This window comes from Cyanobium sp. Aljojuca 7A6 (assembly GCF_024346455.1).
In the GTDB taxonomy this organism is placed as follows: domain Bacteria; phylum Cyanobacteriota; class Cyanobacteriia; order PCC-6307; family Cyanobiaceae; genus Cyanobium.
Genome location: NZ_JAGQCY010000019.1, coordinates 38,166 through 45,985, shown reverse-complemented (window position 1 = coordinate 45,985; position 7,820 = coordinate 38,166). Strand labels below are relative to the sequence as shown.

The 7,820-nt window shown below is 63.1% G+C and carries 14 protein-coding genes; 10 read left to right on the top strand and 4 right to left on the bottom strand.

Annotation, left to right across the window (positions count from 1 at the left end; all coding sequences use genetic code 11):
* Positions 1-222 precede the first annotated feature (222 nt).
* Positions 223-528 (top strand): hypothetical protein, encoded by a 306-nt coding sequence (locus KBY95_RS14405; protein WP_254965841.1) that lies wholly within the window; start codon positions 223-225, stop codon positions 526-528.
* A 238-nt stretch (positions 529-766) separates the two neighbouring features.
* Positions 767-1,444, top strand: coding sequence for an HNH endonuclease (locus KBY95_RS14400; protein WP_254965840.1), 678 nt, complete (start codon positions 767-769; stop codon positions 1,442-1,444).
* Between the two features lie 347 nt (positions 1,445-1,791).
* Here the strand turns inward: KBY95_RS14400 and KBY95_RS14395 are convergent, their stop codons facing one another.
* Both KBY95_RS14395 and KBY95_RS16445 read right to left on the bottom strand, forming a co-directional pair.
* A complete protein-coding gene (locus KBY95_RS14395; protein WP_254965839.1) occupies positions 1,792-2,538 on the bottom strand; it encodes an RES family NAD+ phosphorylase in 747 nt (248 codons plus the stop codon).
* Entirely contained in the window at positions 2,535-2,915 is a 381-nt protein-coding gene (locus KBY95_RS16445) for an MbcA/ParS/Xre antitoxin family protein (RefSeq protein WP_254965838.1), read from the bottom strand. Before KBY95_RS16445 ends, KBY95_RS14395 begins: the two co-directional genes overlap by 4 nt.
* Before the next feature lie 336 nt (positions 2,916-3,251).
* Between KBY95_RS16445 and KBY95_RS14385 the strand changes: the two genes are divergently transcribed.
* The 5 genes from KBY95_RS14385 (at position 3,252) to KBY95_RS14365 (ending at position 4,978) form a co-directional block, all read left to right on the top strand.
* On the top strand, positions 3,252-3,494 hold the full coding sequence (locus tag KBY95_RS14385) for a type II toxin-antitoxin system Phd/YefM family antitoxin (protein WP_254965837.1): 243 nt from the start codon (positions 3,252-3,254) through the stop codon (positions 3,492-3,494).
* A complete protein-coding gene (locus KBY95_RS14380) occupies positions 3,491-3,760 on the top strand; it encodes a Txe/YoeB family addiction module toxin (RefSeq protein ID WP_254965835.1) in 270 nt (89 codons plus the stop codon). The genes KBY95_RS14385 and KBY95_RS14380 overlap by 4 nt, the downstream gene beginning before the upstream one ends.
* Before the next feature lie 130 nt (positions 3,761-3,890).
* Positions 3,891-4,100: a ribbon-helix-helix domain-containing protein gene (locus tag KBY95_RS14375; protein WP_254965834.1), complete on the top strand. Its 210-nt coding sequence runs from the start codon at positions 3,891-3,893 to the stop codon at positions 4,098-4,100.
* Complete coding sequence (locus KBY95_RS14370) at positions 4,097-4,441, top strand: type II toxin-antitoxin system PemK/MazF family toxin (RefSeq protein ID WP_254965833.1); 345 nt, start codon at positions 4,097-4,099, stop codon at positions 4,439-4,441. Before KBY95_RS14375 ends, KBY95_RS14370 begins: the two co-directional genes overlap by 4 nt.
* 48 nt (positions 4,442-4,489) lie before the next feature.
* Positions 4,490-4,978, top strand: a complete 489-nt coding sequence (locus tag KBY95_RS14365; protein ID WP_254965832.1) for an ABC transporter substrate-binding protein — start codon at positions 4,490-4,492, stop codon at positions 4,976-4,978.
* 237 nt (positions 4,979-5,215) lie between these two features.
* Here the strand turns inward: KBY95_RS14365 and KBY95_RS14360 are convergent, their stop codons facing one another.
* Complete coding sequence (locus tag KBY95_RS14360) at positions 5,216-5,386, bottom strand: addiction module component (RefSeq protein ID WP_254965830.1); 171 nt, start codon at positions 5,384-5,386, stop codon at positions 5,216-5,218.
* Positions 5,387-5,528: 142 nt separating this feature from the next.
* Between KBY95_RS14360 and KBY95_RS14355 the strand changes: the two genes are divergently transcribed.
* From KBY95_RS14355 to KBY95_RS14345, 3 genes are all read left to right on the top strand, one after another.
* Complete coding sequence (locus tag KBY95_RS14355) at positions 5,529-5,834, top strand: hypothetical protein (protein ID WP_254965828.1); 306 nt, start codon at positions 5,529-5,531, stop codon at positions 5,832-5,834.
* A gap of 87 nt (positions 5,835-5,921) precedes the next feature.
* Positions 5,922-6,140: a FitA-like ribbon-helix-helix domain-containing protein gene (locus tag KBY95_RS14350; protein WP_254965826.1), complete on the top strand. Its 219-nt coding sequence runs from the start codon at positions 5,922-5,924 to the stop codon at positions 6,138-6,140.
* Entirely contained in the window at positions 6,137-6,574 is a 438-nt protein-coding gene (locus KBY95_RS14345) for a type II toxin-antitoxin system VapC family toxin (RefSeq protein ID WP_254965825.1), read from the top strand. The genes KBY95_RS14350 and KBY95_RS14345 overlap by 4 nt, the downstream gene beginning before the upstream one ends.
* Here the strand turns inward: KBY95_RS14345 and KBY95_RS14340 are convergent.
* Positions 6,537-7,796 (bottom strand): VWA domain-containing protein, encoded by a 1,260-nt coding sequence (locus tag KBY95_RS14340; RefSeq protein ID WP_254965824.1) that lies wholly within the window; start codon positions 7,794-7,796, stop codon positions 6,537-6,539. The genes KBY95_RS14345 and KBY95_RS14340 overlap by 38 nt on opposite strands.
* Positions 7,797-7,820: the final 24 nt, after the last annotated feature.

The following is a 7,820-nucleotide window of genomic DNA, read 5'->3' as shown; positions in this document are numbered from 1 at the left end:
GTCCGTTTCTTGGCCGTGGTCTGCTCGTAATCACCAAACCCAAGCTGCTTACCACCCATGAACCCAGCCCTTACCTGCGATCACAGGGCAATTTTCGCGTGAGTGCGCCGGCTTTTCCAGGGTCTCCTTAGCAGTCCGAAACAGCATCTCATGGCTGTTGAGTGCCGCTTGCTACCTCATGCAGCCGGAATTTGGCCTTTGCGAACCGGAGACGGGTGCCAGATGAGCAACGGCTTCTTCTACGACCTGCCCCTCATTCCCCCTGATGAGATCCAGGCACTCCACTGCAAGCTGGCGGTGGACGTCTCCTCAAAGACCATCGTGGAGTCGTGGAAAAGCTCCGAACCAATCAACCCATTGTGGTTGCCTTTGGGGGACCGGCAAGCTATCAGTTCTGTCCGATGGCAGAACTTTCATAAGGCCAAAGTGGAACTGCAGACTATGCCCCTAGGCCGAACTATCTACGAACAGGCTGGCGTGGAGCTATCGAGCCCATTCAAGACCAATCCCAGAAAAGTTAAGCCATGAAGGTCTACGTCGGCATTACCGATACGGACTGGTTCCGATACCTTAGATCCTGTAAAGCTGAGGAGATGAATTTCTGGCGACCCCGGGCGACAAGTCAATTCAGGGTGCTTGAGCCGAACGAGCTTTTCTTGTTTAAATCGAAGTACCCAGAAAACAAGATTATTGGCGGGGCTTTTTTGTTCGACATACAACCCTTCCACTTGAACTTGCCTGGAAAGCTTTTGGTGACAAGAATGGCATGCCCGACCTTCTCCATTTTCGCCGCAAGATTCAAGAGCTGCGACGTGACAGCGAATACAACCCAGCGATTGGATGCACAGTCCTGACTCAACCATTTTACTTAGATAATGAAAACAAGATAGATCCACCTTCTGACTGGTCGTCCAATATCGTTACAGGGAAAAGCTATGAGATCTTGCCGGGGAGCGAGGGGTTAAGGCTCTTTGAGGCCGCACAGACTTTTTTCTCATTAGAGCCAAAGGTTGAAGAAGGCGAAAATAGCGGACCCACAGTGCGGTTTGGCAAAGAACAGCTCATCAAGCCAAGACTGGGCCAGGGTGGCTTCCGGGTCGTGGTAATGGATGAGTATTCGCGCAGATGCGCCATCACAGGAGAGAAGACATTGCCGGTCCTGGAAGCTGCACATATCAAGCCATATTCAGAAAATGGACCTCACCAGATTTCCAACGGAATCCTGATGAGATCTGATCTGCATACACTTTTTGACAATGGATACCTGACTTTGACCAAAGAGTTTCATGTAGAAGTCAGCAGGCGTATCAGAGAGGAATTTTCGAATGGGCGCGAGTATTACGCTATGCATGGGAAACGGCTTGTCTCACTCCCCGGCAACTCAGCCAACCAGCCTGACCCAATGTTCTTGGAGTGGCATCAAAGCAATTGCTACAAAGACTGACTGGCTTGATCATGGGCTATCGCCTTGCAAGATTAGTTAATGTTCGCAAGTTTGGCATCAACGAGTCCCAATGCATCCGCCCGCGGGAACGGCCAGAAGCCCGCACTTCCACCACCAATGCACTTCACCGATGAAAGATACAGATTGGATGAGATGGTTTTGGAGAGTCGGGACTGGGCGCGATGGTTTTCCTCCTGTCATCCGCTCAGCGGGGGGATGGCGGCGATGGCAACTTCTCGATCATGTCATCGGAGTCGCCCTGGAATTCATTCATTAGCTGGTAAGCGTCAGCACGATCCTGATCACTGGGCGGTGAAGCTGCAACCGGCCTGACGAGGCCCTTGGATTCAGGCCGAAGGCTCCGGCAACACGCCATCCACCTCAAACTGCCCCCGCTGGAAGTGCCACACGCTGTTGTCATCCAGGCATCGGAAGACCACATCCAAGGCATGGCTCTCCACCTGCACATCCACCTGATCGAAGGGGGTGCCCTGAAACACGCAGCAGCTGATCGCGCCGAACTGCACCACCGCGTCATCGCTGCGGGCTGAGTGGTACTCGAACGCTTCGATGCCGGCTTCGCGCATCCGCTGGCCCGTGTCCTGGGCGAAACGCGTATCGACTGGATCACGCAAGCCACGCTGCAGGGCTTTGGAGCGTTGCTGCTGCAGCTGCAGTCCAAGCTCCGTATGCACGTTCACGTGGAACAGGGTTTTGCGCATCGCCGCACTGCGCGGAAAGGGCTTTTCCGGTCCGGCTTGAAACACCAGCTCGTAGTAGGCCCCCTCCAGGAGGCAACCTAGGCGTAATCGTGAGCCATAGAACAGGCCCCGTTCCCACGGCCTGGAAAAGCGCGACCCATAACGCTTCGGATAGCGGAAAGGCGTCAGCAGCAACCGATGCCGCACCGGGCATTCCTGTGCATCCGGCAGATCGGGTTTGCTGGTCTCAAGAAAGTCCTCCAGCCAGGCCTGCTCCTCCAGGCTGTCGGTGATGCGCCGCGTGGCCTGAGCACCCTGCTGCTCCACCAGCCGCATCACCACCCCATCCAGCCGGGTGGTGGCCGTGAGATCAACCTGTGGAGCCGGGCTCACGGCCGACCGCGCATCGCATCGAGATACTGCACCAGTTCCACCAGCTGCTCCGGATGCTGCAGTTGCTGCCGGGGGATCCCGCCGGTGTGGCGGTTGGCTGTCTCCAGCCAATGGCGCATCAAGGCCGTGTCATCGCCCACCAGGGCCGACAGGCTGCGATACAGACGCAGCACCAGAGCGATCATCTGCCGGGTGTGGAGATCGATGCGAGCCTGCGCACGGCCTTGCTCGAAGAACGTGCGGCTCTTGCCGATCGCCTGCGCTGTTTCCTGGGCCGTCAGGCCCAGCTCCTCACCGGCTCGCTGCAACGCCTTGCGCAGCAGAACGTTCTCGTTGACGCCGCTGGCGGCCTCGCTGGGCCTGATCTGAAAGGCCACCCATCCTCTCCTTCGTCCTCCCATTCTGCCTCAGCCGCGGCAAATCGGAACCACTTGCCTCGAATGAGGCGGCCCTTGGAGCAGCTCGAGCTGATTGCTCCGCAGCGCCACAGCGATCTTTGGACCGCCTGCCACCCCCTGGCCCCGCGCCAGGCAGGGCATCTTCGTTGAGAACGTGCCGGTGTGGCCAAAAGCCTCCATGCCCTGGTCGCGGTCGTTGACGAGCAGCCAGGAGACGCCGGGTTTGACCGGCAGGGGATCGAGGCCACCCGTGGCCGCCGCCTGCCAGGGCCAGAAGCGGTACGCTTTGACGTACGCGATTGCTGCATTGCTTCGATGGCCAGCATTTCCGCCACGGAAGCCCGCAGGCGGCTGTACTCCCTGATCGATGAGGTCGGCCAGTCCCACGAGCCAGTGCAGATCAACGGCAAGCGAGGCAATGCCGTGCTGCTGTCGGAGGCCGACTGGAACGCGATCCAGGAGACGCTCCATCTGGTCTCGATCCCGGGGATGCGTGAGTCGATCCTGGAAGGTCTGGCGACGCCGCCAGAGGATCTCAGTGATCAGCCGGGCTGGTGAGCTGGAGCGTTCGCTTCACCAAGCAGGCCCAGAAGGACGCCCGCAAGCTCGCCACCGCATCCCCAGCCCTCAAGACGAAGGCCGAACAGCTTCTTCAGCTCCTGGCAGAGGATCCCTTTCGGCAGCCACCGCCTTACGAGGTGCTGGTGGGCGATCTGCGCGGAGCCCTTTCCCGACGGCTCAACATCCAGCACCGGCTCGTCTACCAGGTGCTGCCCGACGAGAGGATCGTGAAGGTGCTGCGGCTGTGGACCCACTACGAATGAGGCTCTCTTCTGGCAGGAGAGCCTGCAGCAGGGGATCGTTTGAACGCCTAGTGGCACCTAGAGCACCCATCCCCCCCTACGTTGTAGAACGAATCGTTGAACAGCCGGGGTCACGGCGATCGGGGTGCGGGTGGAGCCGGAACTCGAGCGGCAGCTCGATCAGCTGGCCCGCAAGCTCGGCAAGAGCCGCAGTGACTGTGTGCGAGACGCCATCACCCAGTACCTCCTGCGCCATGGCGATGGCGAGGAGGCCCGCCGGCAGTCGCAACGGCTGGCCGCACGGGAACCGCAACAGCACTGGAGCGAACAACTCCCTGACTGGAGCGATTGGACCGCATGAGCCTGCCTGCGCTCCGCTGCGGCACCGTGGTGACCGTGGCCAGCCCGGGCGCGTACGCCAGCAAACCACGCCCCGCCGTGGTGGTCCAAGCGGATCGCTGGTTGCAGGCCCATCCGAGCGTCACCATCTGTCCGCTCACCAGCACCCTGGTGGACGCTCCACTGGTCAGGCTTCCCGTCCAGCCAACAACACGCAATGGCCTGAAGAAGCCGTCCGAGCTGATGGTCGACAAGCTGTTCACGGTGCCGCTCAGCTCCCTGGGCAAGGTGTTGGGCCAACTGGAGTCCCAGCTGCTGATCGAGCTGGATCTGGCCCTGCGGGGTTGGCTGGAACTGCCCTGAAAGGGCAGCCCCCGCTGCCAGGATTCACAGCAACGCCAGCACGCCGTCATGCCCCTGCCCCAGCTGATGCCGCTGTTGGCGGCCGTGGCGCTCGCCCCCTGCCCAGCGCCGGTGAAGGCCCAGCTGGATGGCCTCTACCGCTGGCATGTGGCTGGGCAGGACCTGCGCGGTCCGATCGAGCTCAAGAGCCAGCAAAGCCGCTTCACCGATGGGCTGTACCAGAAGCTGAGGCGTGCCTACGCGCTCGATCCAAACAGCGGCCGTTTTGTCGACTTCGATCTGTTCAGCGCCACCCAGGTGTCGACCTTCGGCGCCAAGGTGCTGGGCTGCACCGCCGCCCCCGGCGGAGGGTTGGAAGCCCTGGTGGCCGTACAGGCGGGCCTGCGCAACCGCCCCTTGGAGGCGCCGCAGAAACTGCGCTATCAGCTGGTGCGCGGCCCTGCGGGAAGCTGGAAGATTGCCGACATCGTCTATGCCCATCCGGCTGGGTTCCGCCTTTCCGGCTCCCTGGCTGAGCTGCTGGCACCCCAGCCCTGATCGCTCCGCGGTGACCGTGCCCTGGGATAAGGCGCACAGCCAACTGGGGTTGGGATGACCTAGCTCAAGGGCCCGGAGGGCGCCACACCGCGTCGATCACGAATCCAGTTCGGATCTCGCCGGCAATCCAGGATCGCGTAGACATCAGCTTCGATCGCATCGAGAAAGCGATCACCGAGGCCTGGGCTCTGTCGCTCGTAGAAGAACCAACCACTGCGGAGATCCTCCTTGGCGCTCTCAAGGAGCCTGATGTCCACGCAGTTCTGCCCTCAACTCACCCATGGCAGCATGCCAACTCTGGAAGCTGGCGGTGCCTTGCCGCACCCGATCGCGACGCTGCTGCTCAGGCGTCTTGGACAGTTCGGCCCAGAGGAGTTCCATGGCCTGGAGCTTGTCGGCCAGGCTCATCTCGGCCAAGGGGAGATCGACAGCCATCCTGAATAAAGCTCCAGGCCCATCATCGCCAGACTCTAGGGCGATCACCCAGACCCAGCTCACGCATCCCACCCACATCGAGGCTCAGACTTCTCCTGGCCCCTGCTCCGGAACGATGGCGCACCCGTCTGCCGCGCAGATCGCCCGCCTGGGGCGCCAAGGGGTGGCCCTGTTCTTCGTGTTCATGCTCAGCGCCGAGCTGCCCGGCCAGATCTTCCACCTCGCCCAGCACCTGATCGGGCCGGGGCCGGACGCCATCGCGGAAACCCTCGAACACCTCGTGGTTCTGCTGGTCTACCTGCTGGCCCTGGTCTGTGCCCTGTTCCTGGCCCAGCAGGAGCTCTGCCGCACGCGCCATGCATGGGCTCGGCTTGGTTTGGGGCCTGCTGGCGCTGTTCCTGCTGCGCTGAGCGAGGCGTGATCTGGGCGTGCCAGGGCCCAACGCTCGAACTCAACCTCCAGCGCTAGCGTTGCAAGCACTGACAGCATTGCCTGCGCAGAAATCGCTATGGCCAGCCTCACGATCCGCAACCTCGACGACGCCACCAAGGCCCAGCTGCGACTGCAGGCCGCGCGCCATGGCCACTCCATGGAGGAGGAAGCCCGCAGGATCCTGCGCGAAGCCGTGCTCCCGCAATCCGCTGGCACTGACACCCCAGGTCTGGGGAGTCGCATCCACGCCCATTTCGCCGCCCTCGGCGGGGTGGAGCTGGATCTGCCGAGGTGATCGTTCTCGACACGAACGTGATCGCCGAACTGATGCGGCCCCAGCCGGAGCCGGCGGTATTGGCCTGGGCGGATGGTCTCGATCCAGCGGAGGTGGGCATCACGGCCATGAACGAAGCCGAGATCCTGCACGGCCTCACCCGGCTGCCGGAGGGTCGCCGCAAGCAGGCCCTGCTGGATTGCTGGCAAGCGTTGGTGACGGCCCTGCTGGGAGATCGCGTGCTGGCCTTCCACCGGAAGGCCGCCCATTGGTATGGCGAGCTGCTGGTGCGACGGGAGCAGCTCGGACGGCCGATCGCCACGGCCGATGCGGTGATCGCCGCCACCGCCCTGGCCCAGGGCGCCCAACTGGCCACCCGCAACGTGAGCGACTTCACAGGGCTGGGCCTTGATCTGATCAATCCCTGGGCCCACCCTCGCTCTCCCACACGTTGAGGCTGGAGCGCTGCGATTCGCGGCGCAGATTCTTGCGGCTGCGCTTCGGATCGCTCTTGAGCAGGGCCAGCTTCTCGCTGAGCAGGTCGAGCTCCCGGGTGAGCCTCGGGGTGGCGGGCATCGCCGACAGGTCGCCGAACAGCTTGCCCAAGCTGGCGCTGGCGCTGATGACATCGCCGCGATCCAGTTCGGTGATCACGCGTTTGCGTTCCCGGTTGGCTTTGAAGAGGGCCAGCTGTTCCGCCACCGCCTCATCGCCATCCAGTTGATCGAGCTCCCCATGGGCCATCACCGGCAACTGCAGGTGTTCGATCAGGCTCTGGCGGTCGCCGCTGCCGGGGGCCTCCCAGGCCAGGCGCACGCTGAGGATCTCCTGGTTGGGGATCCAGGCGGGCAGCTCCAGCCGCAGGCCCACGTTGAGCTCCTGGCCGGCGCGCAGGTTGGGGAGCTGGTAGTTGCCGGCACCTGTGCGCTTGAGGTCGTTGAGCAGATCGACCACCTCGGCGCCGTGCTTGCCCCGCAGGCCAAGGCTCACCCGCCGCCCGAAGGTGCTCGCCAGCCCCCGGAGCTCGGAGGCATAGAGGTCAGCCAGCTGGCTGGGGGTTTCAATGTGGGCCAGGGTGCCGTCGCCCGCAGCCGCCATCGCCCCCATCAGGTCTTCGTCGAAGTCGTCCCCCAGGCCGAAGGCACTGGTGCTGATGCCGCGCTGAGTGAGGCCCGCCACCTTGGCGGCGATCTGGTCCTGGTTTGTGAGGCCCTCGTTGGCCTGGCCATCGGAGAGCAGCAGCACCCGGTTCATCGCCGCGGGGTCGAGGTGTTCCGCCACCTGGGTGGCTCCGGCCCGCCAGCCATCGAAGAGGGCCGTGCAGCCGCCGCTGTCGATCGTGTTAATGGCGGCGATGAAGGGCTGGGGATCGGCCACGGGCCGAGAGGCCACGACGATCTGCACCTCGTCGTCGAAGCTGACGATGGCGAGCCGATCACGGCTGGTGAGTTCCCCGGCCAGGAAGCGAGCCGCCTTGCGGGCGTAGCTGAGCTTGGTGCCGCCCATCGAGCCGGAGCGGTCGATCACCAGGGCCAGGTTGAGCGGCGGCCGCTCGCGCCGGTTGGCCTCAGCGGCCGCCGGCGGTGGGGTGATCGTGAGCAGCAGATCCAGGATCGACGGGCGATCGGAGGCCACCGCCGGCCGCAGGGGCCGGAAACGCAGGGTGGGACGGGTCATGGGGGGGGTTAGCGGTGGGACGGG